Below are 16,683 nucleotides of genomic sequence, written 5' to 3'. Positions count from 1 at the left end.
ATCATGACTAAGTTTGTACGCATAGAAAAAGGTGAAGCTGGTTGGGGTGGTCCATTAGAACTTCCTATCATTGAAGGTAAAAAAATTGTTTATATTGCTGCCGGAACACGTCCAGCAGTAGTAGATCGCCTGATTGAGGTGACCGGCTGGGAAGCGATTGACGGATTTAAAGAGGGTGAACCACCAAGAGAAGAGATTGGGATTGCAGTTATTGACTGTGGCGGTACCTTGCGCTGTGGAATCTACCCTAAAAATCGTGTTCCAACACTAAATATCCACGCGACAGGGAAATCAGGTCCTTTAGCACAATATATTTTAGAAGATATTTATGTTTCTGGTGTTAAGCCAAATAACATCAAATTGATCGACGAAAAAGATGCTCAAAGTAAAGCGGCATCCCCAGCTCCAGCAGCTGAGCCAGCAAAACATAAAGATTACGATACCACTAAGAAAATCACTGAACAAAGTGATGGTTTACTGGCAAAAATTGGTATTGGGATGGGATCTGGCGTAGCGATCTTCTTCCAGGCTGGACGTGACACTATTGATACAGTTATCAAAACTATCCTGCCATTTATGGCATTCGTATCTGCATTAATCGGAATTATTATTGCCTCGGGACTTGGTGACCTGATCGCTCATGGTCTTGTTCCCTTAGCCAATAACCCAATTGGACTAGTAATTCTAGCGCTGATTTGTTCTTTCCCATTACTTTCACCATTCTTAGGCCCAGGTGCTGTTATTGCGCAAGTTATCGGGACATTAGTTGGGGTACAAATTGGACTGGGTAATATTCCACCGCATTTAGCACTTCCGGCACTATTTGCAATTAATGCGCAAGCAGCTTGTGACTTTATTCCGGTCGGCTTATCCCTTGCTGAAGCGAAACAAGATACCGTGCGTGTTGGTGTTCCATCAGTCCTTGTTGGACGTTTCTTAACAGGTGCGCCAACAGTGCTCGTTGCCTGGGCTGTCTCGTTCTTTATTTATCAGTAAATATTAGGGCACAGTTAAAAAACTGTGCCCGGTTATAGATTAAAAGGTACCTCTATGTCTAAAACGATTTATCAATCAACCATAACCACTATTGGCGAGTTTGCAGCTGATGCGCTGGCCGATGGCATGATGATTACTTTTCGGGAAGGAGCGCCGGCTGATTTAGCAGATTACTGCTTTATTCATACTCATAGCCAGCTCGATGGCAACCTGTCAAATAATCAGACAATTCAGTTGGGTGATAATCAATACACCATTACCGCAGTGGGTGACGTTGCCGAACAGAACTTACGTGAACTAGGTCATGTCACCATTCGTTTTGATGGCAGTTCTGAGGCTGAACTACCAGGAACTGTGCACGTAAAAGGGGAAATTCCGACAGATATCGTAGCTGGTAACAGCATAAAAATTCTGGCTAATTAACGAATCGATTTAAACAATTATTTAATTTTTAAGGTGTATATATGAAACAAGTTGCTGTTATTATCGGCGGTGGGCAAACCCTGGGTGCATTTTTATGTAAAGGGGTGGCAGATGCAGGCTATCAAGTCGCAGTTGCAGACCTGAATCAGGATAATGCCAATAAAGTGGCGGAAGAAATTAACCAAAAACATGGTGCAGGTACAGCAAAAGGTTTTAAAGTTGATGCGACAAATGAAGATGATGTTATCAATCTCTACAAGTCAATTGAAGAAACATTTCATCATGTAGATTTAATGGTTTATAGCGCAGGTGTTGCAACAGCATCTCCAATTAACACATTTAAACTGACGGACTTTAATTTATCTATTGCTGTTAACTTAACCGGCTACTTCCTGTGTGCGAGAGAGACTGCACGTATTATGCTGAAGCATAAAACTGCCGGGCGTATCATCCAGATTAACTCTAAGTCAGGAAAAGTGGGCAGTAAACATAACTCTGGTTATAGTGCCGCAAAATTTGGTGGTGTGGGGCTGACTCAATCCTTAGCTCTGGATCTAGCTGAATATGGCATTACAGTGAATTCTCTTATGCTGGGTAATTTACTAAAATCACCAATGTTCCAGTCACTGATTCCTCAATACGCTAAAAAACTTGGTATTGCTGAATCAGAAGTAGAGCAAACTTATATTGATAAAGTGCCGCTAAAACGTGGCTGTGATTATCAGGATGTGCTTAATGTTCTGCTATTTTATGCAAGTGATAAAGCATCATATTGTACCGGCCAGTCGATCAATATTACTGGTGGGCAAGTGATGTTCTAGCCTTGCAGTAATGCGATAAATGGTAATTTGTGCTATTATCATCCAACTATGCAGGGTCTTATGGCCCTGTAATTTCATCAGACTTAGAGGAATAATTGCCAATGAATACCACAACAGCACTCATCACGTTAGCAATTATCGCCTGGATATTACAGATCTTTTTAAGCTGGTTTCAGATTCGGCGCTTTAATAATGCTTTTCTAGCCATGCAGAAAGGAAAATATTTAGGTGTTGGTAGAAGTAAAGGCAGACGTTTCCAGCCACGTGTTTTAGTTGCCCTCTCCTTTGATGAAAATTACAATGTGATTGATTCTGTTCTTATGAAAGGTTTAACGGTTTTTGCCTTACCAAAACCCATTGAACAACTCCATGGTATGAACCTGAAAGATATCGATCCTAAAACCGTCTTCCCTGACCAAAGTGCCTGTCAAAGTGCACTTGAAATCGCCTTAACCATTAATAAATCGTAAAATAAAATCTTTCATTTCGAAAGTAGTTTTATTTTATTGTGAAATATTATATCTTATGCAGCAATAATGATTTAAAGCTATGGGTAAATAATGAAAGTAAAAGAGAGACAAGCAGCAATTTTAAATTACCTGCAGTCCAACGGTAATGCGATGGTTGATCAGTTAGCGGAATATTTTAATACGACCGGTACCACGATCCGTAAAGACCTGACACAACTATCTGATAACGGGCTGGTGATTAGAACTTATGGCGGTGCTATCTTGAATAAAGAAGTTGGCGATCAACCTATTGACCATAAAACTTACATCAATACTTCAGCTAAAAAGAAAATTGCAGAAGAAGCGGCCAAATTAATTCATGAAGGTGATTCTCTGATTTTTGATGCCGGCAGCACTGTGGCACAAATGATTCCAATGCTGGCTAAATTTGATAATCTGACTATTATGACCAACAGCCTGCATATGATTAATGAGCTGGTGACGGTTGATAACAATCAGACCTTTATTCTTTCTGGTGGTACTTTCCGTCGTAAATCTGCTTCTTTCCATAATAGTAATACCATAGCTGAAGCAGAGTTTAGTCAATACGCATTTGATAAACTATTTATGGGGGCTGATGGTGTGGATTTAACAGCAGGTGTGACCACATTTAATGAGAGCTGTAATGGTAGTGTGGCAATGTGTAAAGCTGCCGCAAAAGTTATCCTGCTGGTTGACTCTTCAAAATTTGGTCGTCGTGGGCCAAATGTGGTTTGCTCACTAAAAACTGTCCATACCATTATTACAGATGATCAGGTTGATCCAAAATATGTGAGTACTTTCAATAAGTTAGGGATTAATGTGATTCAGGTGAAAATTTAAATTTCTCCAATAAAATCAAATAGTTAAAAAATCAACTTTTGAACTAAACCACTTTGTCTTTCTATTTGAGTTTGTACCGATTTCTCTAAAACTGGCAGATCAGCAAATAACAATAACTTCTGCTTGGCCCGGGTGACTGCGGTATAAAATAGTGATCTGGTTAAAAGTGGTGAAAACTCTGTTGGCATAATAAAACAAACCTGATTAAATTCAGAACCTTGTGATTTATGTACCGTCATTGCAAAGGCAGTTTCGTGTTCAGGTAAACGGTAAGGTGAGAAGCCCTGAACGGAACCATCGGCCAGCTGGAAGTAAACACGTTTTTTAGTTTTACTGGCATCTGTATACAGCGTAATCCCAATATCACCGTTATAAATACCCAGTGCCGGGCTATTCTTTAAAATCATTACCGGGCGCCCGATATACCATGGATCATCCTGCACTGATTTTAGATAATGTTTAGATGTCAGATAGTTTTCTATCTGGCGATTGATTCCCTGTACACCAAAGCGCCCTTCCCGCAAAGCACAAAGTACTCTAAATTCAGAGAAATAACTCAGAGCTGTACTATGATCAATTATATCTTGGGTTAAATAATTAAGGTAAGTTTGATAACCTTGCACACAATGAGAAATAGCTTGCTGATAGTTTTGTTCACCATGTAAAGTAAAGTATTCAATATCTGAGTATTGTGATTGTAGCAGGATATTTTTGACTGCGGCCACTTCTCCCAGCTTAATACTATTTGCCAGTTGCCCTATTCCGGAACTTTGTGTAAATCGATAACTCTTTTGCAATAAACCAATACTATCTGAAACCGGAGAATACATCTTCTCGGTCGGTAACTGATAATGAGTTAACCTGTCGAGTTCTGCTCCCCTTTCCGGACTATATCCGGACTGAGCAAAATAGCATAAATCACCCAGTACCGCACCAGCTTCAACGGATGAAAGCTGTTCTCTGTCACCAATTAAAATTAGCCTTGCATGAACTGGCAACGCTTCAATCACTTTAGCCATCATGGATAGATCCACCATAGAGGCTTCATCAATGATTAGCACATCTAGATGCAGTGGATTATCAGCATTATGTATAACGCTACGTTGATTTTGCTTAGCACCCAGTAAACGGTGGAGTGTCAGTGCCTCTTGTGGTAAAGACTGGCGTAATTCATCACTCACCGGCAACGCAGTAAAAGCCTGACTAAGAGACTCAGTTAAACGAGCCGCCGCTTTACCCGTTGGTGCTGCAGCGACAATTCGCAAAGATGAATACGTATCAATTTGTGACAAATATAACGCCGCTAATAATTTGGCTACAGTGGTTGTTTTACCTGTCCCCGGGCCACCAGAAATAATAGCAACCTTTCTGGTTAAGGCAACAGCTACAGCCACTTTTTGCCAGTCAATCTCTCTGTTTTGCTCAGGGAATAGCTGATCTAAAATTACCGGTAATTGACCGGATACTTCTGACATTGTTTGGCTGGCTTGTAAAAAATAATCCGCCACAAGACTTTCATCCAGCCACATACGCTGAAAATAAAGGCGGGACTGCCATAAGATAAGCGGTGTATTTTCACTGCCGCCACTCACCGTAATATTATCAGTTAAAATATCCAGCCAGTCTTGCCCGGTCGGGTTTTCAAGTTGAGTCCAGATATGATTGACCAGCTCATAATCACGACCAGAAAAGATTCGGGATGGATTTAAGTAATTTAGATTTAAACAGACATGGCCAGCACGATTTTCTGCACTTAGCCATGCAACCAGAAAACTAAAACGGGCTTTTCTGAGTGCCTGATCATCATTTTGATCAGACTCAGAAAAGCCCATTCTGCTTGCTAAAAATTGACCTAAATGAACATCGAGCGAGGTTAAATAACCCCGCTCGATAGCCTGACAATATAAGTCATGCATTAACAATTAAAGTCCAATGACGCTTTCATGTTTATCTTTTGGATAAATCACTTTAAAACTAAATGGTAATTGTTTTGACTCACCCGCCGCCACTTTTAGATTCCACTCAAGCAGACCAGTTTCTTTATTGTACGCTGCATCGCCATATTTAGCGTCTTCTAAAGTAATGGTTTTGTTTTGAATGACAGGAAGCTGGTCAAGTATGGTCAAATCAATTGGTGATGTTTTAGCATTTCTGACATTGATCGTGTAAGCAAATGTGCGTGAAATGTTGTTACCAAAGAATGAAGGCTTAGAAGTCTCATTTTGGTTTTGATCACGAGAGATAATAATGTTTTTATCACGACCCAGTGAAATATCTAATGTCTCTTTCAGGCCCTGAGTAGTTAAATAGCCTTCCCCAATATAACTACCACCAAAGAACACGGTTGATTTGCCCGGTAATAACGCTAAACGATCCCAGTCAGCAATTTGCGCTTGTAAGAAGGCATTATTATCAAGTTTTGGTACTGCGGTATAACGGTAAGTTGCTGCCACTTCAGCCGCTTTTAAAGTAATAATATTATTACTACTATTACCTTTAATCGTATAAGGTAGTTTTACGTTATATTGTGTATTAATACCGTTAGTATCAGTGACCACAAAATCTTTAAAATCAGAACTCGGTTTCATAGAAACAGATGACTTTTCCATGGCCATTATCGGCATATCTGTAGTTACTGATCTGAACGCTCCACTAAAATTCCCTGAGCCTTTCATATTATCATAAAGATAAACATTCCACGGCCTTGGCACCGGTGCAGTAATACCTTCAACCGGGTTAGCAGAAGATAGAGTAAAATCAATATCATTCCAGTCAAGACCACTGTTTTGATAAACATTCGCTTTATAAGTAATGATCACCGGAGAATCAATATCTTTTACGCGAACATCATAAGTTGGTACCCAGCCCGCCTGAGAAGTGATATAAGTCACGTTCACCGGAATAGTCATCGCTTTTGGAGCAATAATTTTAACTGCAATCGCACTACCAGAAGTACGTTCCTGACCTTGCTCATCAGTAATTTGAGCTTCAACTTTTTGAATACGCTTAGCCAGCTCATCTAACTGAGACTGTAATGTTTGTTGTTCAATTAACGCTGTTGTCAGATTATCTTTGACAAAGTTTAGCATCGTTCTGGCATCTGAAATGGTATTGTTTTGACCTTTTAATGTTTCAAAACGATTACCTTTTAACAGTGCAATCTCTTCTTTATTTACAGATAGTTTAACTTTTAATACATCTTGTTCCGCTTTTAGCTGAGTGACAGAAGCACGCAGAGTTTTTACTTTTTCTGATTCTGCAGGAGTACTCAGATAGTCAGTTCTCAGCGCGGTAGATAAGATCATCGCTTCATTACCCACACCAACATTAATTGATGTTGGGTTGATATAATTAGCAACATGAGTTAATAAGATTTCGCTCTCACCTTGTGGTACCTGTACACTGGTCGTTCCCTGTAATTCAGCGCCATTTAAAAAAAGTTTTACTCGTTCAAGAGAGACATTACTGGTGATTTCAGCAGCAGATACTGATGCTGTTGCCAGTAATACCGATGATGCGATAACACCGAGCGTACTATTTAATGGTTTCATAATCTTTCCTTAATTTCCTATTTTAAGCACAACAGAGCCGCACCCCGTGCACCACCAGAATCCCCATAACGGGCTTTTTCTATACGTGGCGGCTTCATGACCTTTAATAAATACTTTGTTAAACGATTTGGAAGCTGGTGATAAATTTCATCAAAATTAGATAATCCACCACCAATTACTACCAGGTCTGCATCGATAATCATTAAAACATTCGCTAAATATGCAGCAAGTAATTCTAAATATCGTTCAACGTGTTCAACTGCTTCAGGTTGCCCCTGATAATACAACTTAATAATGTCTGGTGCAGCTTCCGAAACCTGATAAAAATGTTCATATAACCAGGTAAAGCCGGTGCCTGATAAATAGCGCTCACAACACCCTTTCTGACCACATCCACAAGCGATAACAGGAATATCATAACCAAGTATTTGTAAACAATCGAGCGGCAGTTTAAAGTGCCCGATTTCACCGGCACAACCATTAAGCCCTGATACAATCTTATGCTGTGTTACAATCCCACCGCCAAGCCCGGTTCCTAAAATCACACCTAAAACCTGTTGATATTGTTGCAACTCTGGTGTAAACGCTTCTGATAAAGCAAAGCAATTGGCATCATTATTGACTTCAATATTGCGCTTTAAACGTGTTTCTAAATCCCAGATAAAGGGTTTATTTTTGGCAATGTCGATATTCGTGGTGAATACTGTTTTATTTTGTATATCAACAATACCCGGTACACCAATCCCGATAGTTCCCTGACACTGAAATCGTTCATCAGCTTCATTTACCAGAGTAACAAAAATATCCAGAAACGCCTCGTAACTTTGATGAGGTGTTGGCACCCGTTTACGCCAGACTTCTTTTAACTCTTTGTCAAATACAGCGAGTTCAATCTTTGTCCCGCCGACATCAAAACCATATAACATGATTTACCTCAAAGTAGACTTAACAGTAAATATCATTTCGCTCTATCTGACACAAATTAATTTACTGCTCAGGTATAAAATAGTTGTTACTTTGTTGTATGAAGTTGTAAAAATTTGTAAAACAATCGATCTTAAGCTAAATCCCCTTTGACCAGAGGAACAAAATTAACATTTTCAACCACAGTAACTTTAAAGCGATCTTTATCACGTTCAATAACTTTTAAAGTTTGCTGAGACTCACCCACAGGAATTACCAGACGTCCTTTATCAGCCAGTTGTAACACTAAATCTTGTGGTATCTCTGCTGCTGCGGCTGTCACAATAATTCCGTCAAATGGCGCTCTTTCCGGCCAGCCAAGCCAGCCATCACCATGACGAGTAGAGATATTATGTAAATCCAGTTGCTTAAAGCGTCTTTTGGTATTCCACTGTAAACTTTTAATTCTCTCAATAGAGCATACATGGTTAACCATCTGTGACAGAACCGCAGTCTGATAACCAGACCCGGTACCAATTTCCAGTACTTTAGAATCAGGTTTAAGCTGTAATAGCTCCGTCATTTTAGCCACAATATAAGGCTGAGAGATTGTCTGACCTGCGCCAATAGGTAAAGAACGATTATCATAAGCCTGATGAGACAGAGCTTCATCAATAAATCGTTGTCTTGGAACTGAGGCAATAGCTTGCAATACACGCTCATCTTTTATTCCTTGCTGGCGTAACAATGAAATCAGAGATTGTATTTTTAGTTTAAACATCAAAGCCTCAATCTTGTTTATTTTTGTTGCATAAGTTCACGCAAAACACTTGTTGCATAACTACCGGCATTAAGCCAAAAATTCAGTTCTATTGTTTGAGCATCCAGCCATTTCCAGGCAAGCTGTTCTGGTTGTAATAATATCGCTCGTCTGGCCGTTTCCACTCTTTCTTGTTTAAACAAGCTAAGCAGCGGCTGCCACTTTTCAATCAGACAGCTCTCTTCAAAAGATAATGCATCCAACTGACTCCCCAGCGCATTATCACCAACCATTGGCGCAGTAATACGCAATTCGTTAGCTTCCAGTCGTGTTTGTACTTGTTCTACTTCATCAGCTTTTACCACAAACCAACTACCGCGACCAGCAAGTTGTATTGCATCACCAGTGAGTACTTTCTTATCCAGCTGTCTGATGATTCGCTCACTCACCATATCATTAAAAATAGCACTACGCGCAGCGGATAAATAAAAGCTCCGTTTATTACGATCTTTAACTTTTATTTCACCTTTCGCCCATAAAAGCGCATTATTAATATTGCTGTTATCACGCCCAAAACGCTGTTCGCCAAAATAGTTAGGAACTCCAGATTGCTGTATTTGTTGCAAACGGGCTTCTAACTCCTCTTTGTTACTCACGTTACGTAGTACCAGAATAAAATAGTTACCCTTTAAAACGCCAGTACGTAATTTTTTTGATTGTCGGGTTACCGTTAAAACTTCACAACCTTCCAGAGTAAACTGACTAAAGTCAGGTGTTTCCTTACCTGGCATATGCAGTCCAAACCACTGCTCAGTGACTCCGTGACGATCTTTTAAGCCGGCATAACTCACATTTTTAGGATGAATACCGGCAAATTTAGCCAGATGTTCAGCAACAAATGTAGTATTACAATCACGCTTACGCAGGTAAACCATCACGTGTTCACCTGCACCATCAGGTTCAAAACCTAAATCTTCTCTAACGATGAAGTCTTCAAAATTCTGTTTATAATCACCAGTTACCTGTGGTGTACCATATAAATAAGCGAGTTCATTCATGACTATGCACCAGTCTTAACCAGTAAAGCTACTGCTTCACAGGCAATCCCTTCTTTGCGTCCGGTAAAACCAAGTTGTTCAGTTGTCGTTGCTTTGACACTCACTTGCTCAAAATGCGACTGTAAGTCCTCTGCAATATTAACCCGCATTTGCGGGATATGCGGTTGCATTTTAGGTTCCTGAGCGATGATGGTGACATCAACATTACCTAGTTCATAACCTTTTTGTTTTACTAAACGATAAGCTTCACGCAGCAATACACGACTATCAGCATCTTTATATTTATTATCCGTGTCAGGAAAGAGTTTACCAATGTCACCCAGCGCCAGCGCACCTAAAATAGCATCAGTAATGGCGTGTAGTACCACATCGCCATCTGAATGAGCAATCAGACCAGATTGATAAGGAACTTTAACTCCAGCGAGTGTTAATGGCCCTTCTCCGCCAAATTTGTGGACGTCAAAACCGTGTCCAATTCTCATACATTTTCCTTATTTTTTGCCTGTTGAGTCAGATAGAATGTAGCAATGGCTAAATCTTCTGGCTGAGTAATTTTAATATTATCACGACGTCCATGAACAAGTAGCGGATGCCCGCCACAGTATTCAATAGCTGACGCTTCATCAGTAATAATCGCATGTTCACTTAACGCTTTTTGCAGGCAAGAACGTAGTTCTTCAGCCTTGAAGAGTTGCGGCGTTGCGGCGCCCCACAAATATGTTCGGTCTAAAGAATGTTCAATAGTTTTGGTTTTATCTGCATAAGCAAGTTTCACCGTGTCACTAATCGGTACCGCTAAAATACCACCTTGTTGTTTATCAAAAACAGTATCGATCAACTTATCCATATCCTGATGGCTCAGACAAGGCCTTGCCGCATCATGCACCATCGCCCAGTCAGTTGCTTGTAATTTCTGTAATCCGGCTAACACCGACGCAGCGCGGGAGTCTCCGCCCTGGACAGCAATAACTTTAGGATGGCTAGCAACAGGTAGAGTATAGAAAATGGAATCAGTCGGACTGATTGCAACAATGACCTGAGAAATTTTAGAATGAGAAATTAACGTATTTAAAGTATGTTCCAAAATCGTTAACTCACCAATTTTCATATATTGTTTTGGTTGTTCACACTTCATTCGTGAACCATTGCCGGCAGCGGGTACAACCGCAACAATACGATTATTTGACATACTTTTACTCATTATCAGAATCAGCGATAATACGATAGAAATGTTCACCCGGCTTGATCATGCCAAGGCTACTTCTGGCTCGCTCCTCAACAGCTTCAAGCCCATCATGTAAATCAGCAGTTTCAGCAAACATCTGCTCATTACGTAATTTTAATTGATTATTTTCAGCCTGAACCTGCTCAACATTTTGTTCAGCCTGTTGATAATCTGAGACGTTATTTTTACCAAACCAAAGCGAATATTGTAAATAACAAAAAATCGCAAAGAGTAAAACGGGGAGCTTCCACTTAAACATTCATCAGCCCTTAAATACACTTCACGGGTTTTGGTAACCCGGCTAATTTAGTTGCCTGCTTGGCTGGTCCTTCAGGAAATAAGCGATAAAGATAGCGGCTATTCCCTTTTTCTGGTCCAAACTTCTTTTCCATCGCTTTAACCAGCATTCGAATCGCTGGCGATGTATTAAATTCAAGATAAAACTCTCTGACAAAATTGACAACTTCCAGATGCGCTTCTGATAATTCCAGACCTTCTTTTTCTGCAATCACAGCGACCAGTTCCGGTGACCAGTCTTGCCAGTTCTTCAGATAACCCTGCTCATCTGTTTCAATTTGTTGCTTGTTGAATGAAAGCATTCTTTAATAACCTGTTTTCTATTTGGTGGGTATTATAACTAATTTCTGACGTAACCGACACTCCATAAAGGCATTATCGTTCAGAAATCATAAAATATTGACGATTTTTAAACCAAACAAATAAAATTTGCTATTTTCCTATTTACAAAAAACCTGTAGTCATTTAATATGGCGCTCCATTGCGGAAGTGTGGCCGAGCGGTTGAAGGCACCGGTCTTGAAAACCGGCGAGGGGCAACCCTCCCAGAGTTCGAATCTCTGCGCTTCCGCCATCTTCTTTCTAGCGCCTAAGAAATTCTTATCATCTAAAAAACAATTTTATAGTCATTCCACCAAAAATTCTCTAACCCAAATACTTGCAAGATATATTCACTCCAATAAATCAAATAGTTATAAATATTTTATTATTTAATTGTATTGTTACAATGACCCAATAATCTCCTATTATTTTTAGCCCGTCCATGACCAATTGAATATACAAAATTTCCTACTTAATTTGTCAGAAAAATCACAATTTTCTGGTTTCTGCCCTTCATTTTTTTCTTATTAATTTATAGTTTTAATTAATAAATAAAAATATCTCTTTTTTTTAATTCGTATAAATACACGAACAAATAAAATAAAAAAACCTTATGGAAGCTCACCAAAATAAAATATTAATTAATATTATCAATATGATAAACATTAAATAAAAAATACATATAAATTATTTTTTCGTGGAAAAACTAGACAAATGCCTAAAACAGATATATTATTCAACGGACTAAACGATCAATAACATTAAATCGATCGTTTTTATCTGTTAAAATATTATCCTTAAAGTATTCAACAAATAAAAATAATAAAAATAAACAATTAAAGTGGAATGGTAGTCTAAAATGCGAGTGATCCAATCTAGCTTAAAAGCTAAAAAAGGCTTTTTAGCACACCCAATCTTATTGGGTATCTGTTTATTATATACAAACTCAACTTACACTAATGCTTATGCTGCAATCTCTGCAGTTTCAGCGAAAACTATTCAAGGAAATAAGCCCCAATTTTCTGATAACGAGGTTGTCGTGAGAGACATTAGCTCCCGTAGAGCGCTCACGCTAAATGGTAAGACTTATATGGAATATGATGGCACATATAATGGTGCTATCAGACTTCTGACTGCAGAAGAGAGAGCATTAGATCTTAGTGTACTTGAAAATGCAGTCATAGCGGCGAGATTTTTTTTACCTGCTAACTTTGCTGATTTTGATGTTACAGCAAGTTATCTTGATTCAGATGGAGATCTTCCTATTTTAAATGGCACAAATCTCCCTTTTGAAGCCAACCAAACGTATACCTATAATCTTATTGATACTGCCGATGGTCATTCTATCAGAGGGAATTCTGGTAGCTTAGGTAAATGCTCTAATTTTGGTATGGATTCCACATCAAGTAATTATACTGTTTTACCCGTCGTTACAACAATTAGATGGGGTAACCTCATCTATCCTATAACAACCTATGGTGATCCACGTAAAGGGGACTCTGTCTCGCTAACTACCGAATATTACCTTGATACACGCGGAATTTGTAGTATTAATACTAATTTTAGGACAAGCCAAGACGTCACTACTCCTTTTGCTTTTCAGAAAAGTGGTAGATACTATACGGTGATTAACCGTAATCAGGCCTATCCAGCATCTATAGCTCCAGATCCCGTCTATGGTGGTGGATATCTGGCAGATTTTCATCCGACTAATGGTATCGATACCTCTAAAGCTTTCCCTACAATTGGCTTTCCGGGGGCTTCATTTTATATTTCTACCATGAAACCTTCAATAAATACTCCCACAGCAAATGTATACACTTACGAAGCATTAGAAGGTGGTTCTCCAAGTTCCAATGTGACTTTAAGCGAAGAAGGTGGAATGCTCAAAGTCACCCTAAAATCAAAACCAACAGGGGAAGTCACAATCAGATTAAAAGGTGTTATTACCACACCATCAATACAAGAAGAATATAAATTTACCATTAATAAGTGGTATACCATTCATGGTAGTAATACCGCTCGGATGACGTACGAGCAAGCAGTTGCGGCCTGTGGTACTGAAAATAATATTGCTACAAGAGCAGAAATTACTAATGCCCCAACCAATACCCTGCCTGCACTTGATGGGATTGGCTATGATAATGGCACAGTAGATATTCCAGACTATTACGACTCTAGCGCTTTCACCAGAACAATAGATGATTCAATTATGGGACAATGGGGAGCAATAACTGGATATAACTCACTTGGACCAACTCATATGTGGACAGCTGAACCTTCTTTCTATAATGATAGTTTTGGTGGCGTACATTTCATCGTTGATGCAAAACAAGGCGCTGTTATTTTTGACGGTTTGCTTGATCCTAACTACGCCCGTACTGGCTACGGTGTGATCTGTAAAGGCTAGATTTACCGAGTTTTTTGTCCATCCCTTTTTTTGTTTTTATGACAAAAAAGCCCCTAGCGGGGCTTCTTTTTTAACTCAGAAAAATAAAATCAAAAGGTTATATAGCTTCCGCAATAATGATATAACACTTTGTTTAAATTTAACATATAAAACTTTACTCGGCTTTCTGTTTAGCCAGAAATAACCAGGTTTCTACCACGGTATCCGGGTTAAGAGAAATACTCTCAATACCTTGTTCAACCAGCCACTGCGCTAAATCCGGATGGTCTGACGGGCCTTGTCCACAAATACCAACATATTTGTTATGACGACGACACGCAGCAATGGCCATGCTCAGCATCGCTTTTACTGCTGGATCACGCTCATCAAATGTGGAAGCAATTGGCCCACCACTATCACGGTCAGTCCCCAGCGTTAACTGAGTCATATCGTTAGAACCGATCGAGAATCCGTCAAAATATTCCAGATATTGATCAGCCAGTACCGCATTAGTAGGTAATTCACACATCATAATCAGACGCAGGCCATTTTTACCTCGTTCCAGACCATTCTCTTTCAGCAGTTCAACCACCATAGCCGCTTCTTTTAAAGTTCTGACGAAAGGAATCATCACTTCAACGTTAGTCAGTCCCATCGTGTCACGAACATAACGAATCGCCTTACACTCCAGTTCAAAACATGGTCTGAAACTTTCAGAAACGTAGCGGGCTGCGCCCCTGAAACCAAGCATCGGGTTCTCTTCGTGTGGTTCATACAAATGACCACCGATAAGATTTGCATACTCATTAGATTTAAAGTCAGATGTTCTAAGAATCACTTTCTTCGGATAGAAAGAAGCAGCAATGGTTGCCACACCTTCAGCAATTTTAGCGATATAGAAATCAACCGGTGAAGAGTAACCTGCTGTTTTAGATTGAATTTCTGCTTTAAGCTCCGGCTCAAGTAACTCTAAATCTAAAATGGCTTTTGGATGAATACCAATCTGACGATTGATAATAAACTCCATGCGGGCCAGACCTACACCTTCATTTGGCAACATAGCAAAGTTAAAGGCAAGTTCAGGATTACCTACGTTCATCATAATTTTAGTTGGTGACTCTGGCATGTTATCCAGCACCAGATTAACAGTTTCCACTTCAAGCAGACCAGCATAAACATTGCCGGTATCGCCTTCAGCACAAGAGACCGTCACTTCAATTCCGTTTTGTAACACTTTCGTTGCATCACCACAACCAACAATTGCCGGAATACCCAGTTCACGAGCAATAATTGCCGCATGACAGGTGCGTCCACCTCGGTTAGTAACAATGGCTGATGCTCTTTTCATGATCGGTTCCCAGTCCGGGTCGGTCATATCAGTCACCAGTACATCACCTGGTTTAACACTATCCATTTCAGCAATATTTGAAATCAGTCTGACCTGACCTTTACCAATTTTTTGACCAATTGCACGTCCCTGACAAAGTACATTTGATTTGCCCTGTAGTGAGTGGCGAGTCAGATTATTGCCCTCTTCCTGCGATTTCACGGTTTCCGGTCTGGCTTGCAGAATATATAGCTTACCGTCTAGCCCGTCACGCCCCCATTCGATATCCATTGGGCGACCATAATGTTCTTCAATAGTAAGCGCATATTGTGCCAGCTCCATAATCTCACGATCAGAGATAGAGAACTGTTTACGCTGCTCTACCGGCACATCCACAATTTGCACGGAATTACCTACCTGAGTTGAATCGGTATACTCCATTTTGATCAATTTTGAGCCCATATTTTTACGCAAAATCGCTGGTCTGCCTGCACGCAGAGTCGGTTTATGCACATAAAACTCATCCGGGTTTACGGCGCCTTGTACCACAGTTTCACCTAAACCATAAGCGGCAGTAATAAATACCACCTGATCAAATCCAGACTCTGTATCCATGGTAAACATTACGCCAGAAGCACCGCTGTCTGAGCGCACCATTCTTTGTACACCAACCGATAAGGCAACATCAGAATGTTTAAAATCTTTATGAACACGATATGAAATTGCCCGGTCATTATAAAGTGAAGCAAATACGTGTTTAGCCGCTTCTTTCACTTTATCGAGCCCCTGAATATTCAGGAACGTTTCTTGCTGCCCGGCAAAAGACGCATCTGGTAGATCTTCAGCCGTTGCAGAAGAACGCACAGCAACAGAGATATTCTCACTTCCAGCTTTTGCTACCATTGTTTTCCATGCATCGTTAATCTCTTGATCAAGTGCTGGTGGAAATGGTGTCGCTAAAATCCATTCACGAATCGTTTTACCTACTCTGGCCAGTTCAACAACATCATCAACATCCAGATGATCTAATAGTTGATTAATTTTTTCATCAAGGCCATCTTGCGCTAAAAAAGTACGATAAGCAGAAGCTGTAGTTGCAAAACCATCAGGAACACGAACACCTTTAGAGGTTAACTGACTAATCATTTCACCCAACGACGCATTTTTACCACCTACTACCTCAACGTCATTCATGCGCAAATTTTCAAACCAAATAACATTACTTTGAACCATCTTTATCTCCAGTGTTTTGCATTACAGGGGAAGTACCTGTTAATATTTA

Annotated in this window: 16 protein-coding genes and 1 tRNA gene; 7 read left to right on the top strand and 10 right to left on the bottom strand. The window is 39.8% G+C overall.

Annotated elements, in window-relative coordinates:
• Positions 1 to 3 precede the first annotated feature (3 nt).
• The 5 genes from srlE (at position 4) to srlR (ending at position 3,571) form a co-directional block, all read left to right on the top strand.
• A complete protein-coding gene (gene srlE / locus IPMB12_RS04880) occupies positions 4 to 996 on the top strand; it encodes a PTS glucitol/sorbitol transporter subunit IIB (protein WP_166915497.1) in 993 nt (330 codons plus the stop codon).
• Positions 997 to 1,050: 54 nt separating this feature from the next.
• The gene (gene srlB, locus IPMB12_RS04875) at positions 1,051 to 1,419 is read left to right on the top strand and encodes a PTS glucitol/sorbitol transporter subunit IIA (RefSeq protein WP_166915494.1); all 369 of its coding nucleotides are present in this window, start codon (positions 1,051 to 1,053) and stop codon (positions 1,417 to 1,419) included.
• 41 nt (positions 1,420 to 1,460) lie between these two features.
• Positions 1,461 to 2,240 (top strand): sorbitol-6-phosphate dehydrogenase, encoded by a 780-nt coding sequence (srlD, locus tag IPMB12_RS04870; RefSeq protein WP_166915492.1) that lies wholly within the window; start codon positions 1,461 to 1,463, stop codon positions 2,238 to 2,240.
• Positions 2,241 to 2,341: 101 nt separating this feature from the next.
• Complete coding sequence (gene gutM / locus IPMB12_RS04865; RefSeq protein ID WP_166915490.1) at positions 2,342 to 2,710, top strand: transcriptional regulator GutM; 369 nt, start codon at positions 2,342 to 2,344, stop codon at positions 2,708 to 2,710.
• Positions 2,711 to 2,800: 90 nt separating this feature from the next.
• Positions 2,801 to 3,571: a glucitol operon DNA-binding transcriptional repressor SrlR gene (srlR, locus tag IPMB12_RS04860; RefSeq protein ID WP_166915488.1), complete on the top strand. Its 771-nt coding sequence runs from the start codon at positions 2,801 to 2,803 to the stop codon at positions 3,569 to 3,571.
• A 23-nt stretch (positions 3,572 to 3,594) separates the two neighbouring features.
• Here the strand turns inward: srlR and recD are convergent, their stop codons facing one another.
• The 9 genes from recD to IPMB12_RS04815 form a co-directional block, all read right to left on the bottom strand.
• A complete protein-coding gene (gene recD, locus IPMB12_RS04855; protein ID WP_166915486.1) occupies positions 3,595 to 5,487 on the bottom strand; it encodes an exodeoxyribonuclease V subunit alpha in 1,893 nt (630 codons plus the stop codon).
• A 6-nt stretch (positions 5,488 to 5,493) separates the two neighbouring features.
• A complete protein-coding gene (locus IPMB12_RS04850; protein ID WP_166915483.1) occupies positions 5,494 to 7,122 on the bottom strand; it encodes a DUF4139 domain-containing protein in 1,629 nt (542 codons plus the stop codon).
• A gap of 17 nt (positions 7,123 to 7,139) precedes the next feature.
• Positions 7,140 to 8,048: an N-acetylglucosamine kinase gene (nagK, locus tag IPMB12_RS04845; protein ID WP_166915481.1), complete on the bottom strand. Its 909-nt coding sequence runs from the start codon at positions 8,046 to 8,048 to the stop codon at positions 7,140 to 7,142.
• A gap of 131 nt (positions 8,049 to 8,179) precedes the next feature.
• A complete protein-coding gene (locus IPMB12_RS04840) occupies positions 8,180 to 8,806 on the bottom strand; it encodes a protein-L-isoaspartate(D-aspartate) O-methyltransferase (RefSeq protein ID WP_166915479.1) in 627 nt (208 codons plus the stop codon).
• 17 nt (positions 8,807 to 8,823) lie between these two features.
• Positions 8,824 to 9,849, bottom strand: coding sequence for a tRNA pseudouridine(13) synthase TruD (truD, locus tag IPMB12_RS04835; protein WP_166917695.1), 1,026 nt, complete (start codon positions 9,847 to 9,849; stop codon positions 8,824 to 8,826).
• Positions 9,846 to 10,325 carry a 2-C-methyl-D-erythritol 2,4-cyclodiphosphate synthase gene (gene ispF / locus IPMB12_RS04830; protein ID WP_166915477.1) on the bottom strand — a complete coding sequence of 160 codons (480 nt, stop codon included), beginning with the start codon at positions 10,323 to 10,325 and terminating at the stop codon, positions 9,846 to 9,848. Before ispF ends, truD begins: the two co-directional genes overlap by 4 nt.
• Entirely contained in the window at positions 10,322 to 11,032 is a 711-nt protein-coding gene (gene ispD, locus IPMB12_RS04825) for a 2-C-methyl-D-erythritol 4-phosphate cytidylyltransferase (protein ID WP_228720401.1), read from the bottom strand. The genes ispF and ispD overlap by 4 nt, the downstream gene beginning before the upstream one ends.
• A gap of 4 nt (positions 11,033 to 11,036) precedes the next feature.
• Positions 11,037 to 11,327: a cell division protein FtsB gene (gene ftsB, locus IPMB12_RS04820; RefSeq protein ID WP_166915473.1), complete on the bottom strand. Its 291-nt coding sequence runs from the start codon at positions 11,325 to 11,327 to the stop codon at positions 11,037 to 11,039.
• A 10-nt stretch (positions 11,328 to 11,337) separates the two neighbouring features.
• Complete coding sequence (locus IPMB12_RS04815; RefSeq protein ID WP_166915471.1) at positions 11,338 to 11,667, bottom strand: TusE/DsrC/DsvC family sulfur relay protein; 330 nt, start codon at positions 11,665 to 11,667, stop codon at positions 11,338 to 11,340.
• Positions 11,668 to 11,850: 183 nt separating this feature from the next.
• Between IPMB12_RS04815 and IPMB12_RS04810 the strand changes: the two genes are divergently transcribed.
• Together IPMB12_RS04810 and IPMB12_RS04805 are read left to right on the top strand one after the other, a co-directional pair.
• Positions 11,851 to 11,938 (top strand) — tRNA-Ser (locus tag IPMB12_RS04810).
• Between the two features lie 606 nt (positions 11,939 to 12,544).
• A complete protein-coding gene (locus IPMB12_RS04805; RefSeq protein WP_166915469.1) occupies positions 12,545 to 14,095 on the top strand; it encodes a hypothetical protein in 1,551 nt (516 codons plus the stop codon).
• A gap of 154 nt (positions 14,096 to 14,249) precedes the next feature.
• Here IPMB12_RS04805 and ppsA read toward each other — a convergent pair whose 3' ends face one another.
• A complete protein-coding gene (gene ppsA, locus IPMB12_RS04800) occupies positions 14,250 to 16,634 on the bottom strand; it encodes a phosphoenolpyruvate synthase (protein WP_166915467.1) in 2,385 nt (794 codons plus the stop codon).
• Positions 16,635 to 16,683: the final 49 nt, after the last annotated feature.

Source organism: Zophobihabitans entericus, from assembly GCF_011745665.1.
GTDB lineage: Bacteria > Pseudomonadota > Gammaproteobacteria > Enterobacterales > Orbaceae > Zophobihabitans > Zophobihabitans entericus.
This window is presented reverse-complemented; position numbering and strand designations above follow the sequence as displayed.